General features: G+C 63.3%; 1 protein-coding gene. It reads left to right on the top strand.

From position 1 onward, the window contains the following. Nucleotides 1-1,060: adenosylhomocysteinase (locus AB0873_RS32650; protein ID WP_366604661.1), on the top strand; the 1,060-nt coding region annotated here is incomplete at its 5' end.

The following is a 1,060-nucleotide window of genomic DNA, read 5'->3' as shown; positions in this document are numbered from 1 at the left end:
GTGGCCGGATGGTGGGGGTCCGAACATGATCCTCGACGACGGTGGGGACGCGACGTTGTTGGTGCACAAGGGTGTGGAGTTTGAGAGGGCGGGTGTGGTGCCGCCGGTGGAGTCGGCCGACAGTGAGGAGTATGCGGTCGTCCTGGGTCTGCTGCACCGTTCGTTGGCCGAGGATGGTCGGCGGTGGACGCGGATCGCGGCGGGGATCAGGGGTGTGACGGAGGAGACCACCACGGGGGTGCACCGGTTGTATGAGATGCACCGGGCGGGCATGTTGTTGTTCCCGGCGATCAACGTCAACGATTCGGTGACGAAGAGCAAGTTCGACAACAGGTACGGGTGTCGGCACTCGCTGATCGACGGGATCAATCGGGCCACCGATGTGCTGATCGGTGGGAAGATGGCGGTGGTCCTGGGTTATGGGGATGTGGGTAAGGGGTGTGCGGAGTCGCTGCGGGGGCAGGGTGCCCGGGTGGTGGTGACCGAGGTGGACCCGATCTGCGCGTTGCAGGCGGCGATGGACGGCTATCAGGTGGCCACGTTGGATGATGTGGTCGAGGTCGCGGACATTTTCATCACCGCGACGGGTTGTTTCGATGTGATCACGAATGAGCACATGGCGCGGATGAAGCACCAGGCGATCGTGGGGAACATCGGGCACTTCGACAACGAGATCGACATGGCCGGGTTGGCGAAGCGGCCGGATGTGTCCCGGGAGAACATCAAGCCGCAGGTCGACCTGTGGCGGTTCGATGACGGGCACGCGGTCATCGTGTTGTCCGAGGGTCGCTTGTTGAACCTGGGTAACGCCACCGGGCATCCCAGCTTCGTGATGTCGAACAGTTTCGCCAACCAGACGATCGCGCAGATCGAGTTGTACACGAAGACCGACCAGTACCCGGTCGGGGTGTACGTGCTGCCCAAGCACCTCGACGAGAAGGTCGCCCGGCTGCATTTGGCCGCCCTCGGCGCGAAACTGTCCACCCTGACCAAGGAACAGGCCGCCTACCTCGGAATCTCCCCCGAGGGCCCGTTCAAACCCGACCACTACCGCTACTGA

The sequence above is a fragment of the Micromonospora sp. NPDC047707 genome (genome assembly GCF_040704235.1).
GTDB lineage: Bacteria > Actinomycetota > Actinomycetes > Mycobacteriales > Micromonosporaceae > Micromonospora.
This window is presented reverse-complemented; position numbering and strand designations above follow the sequence as displayed.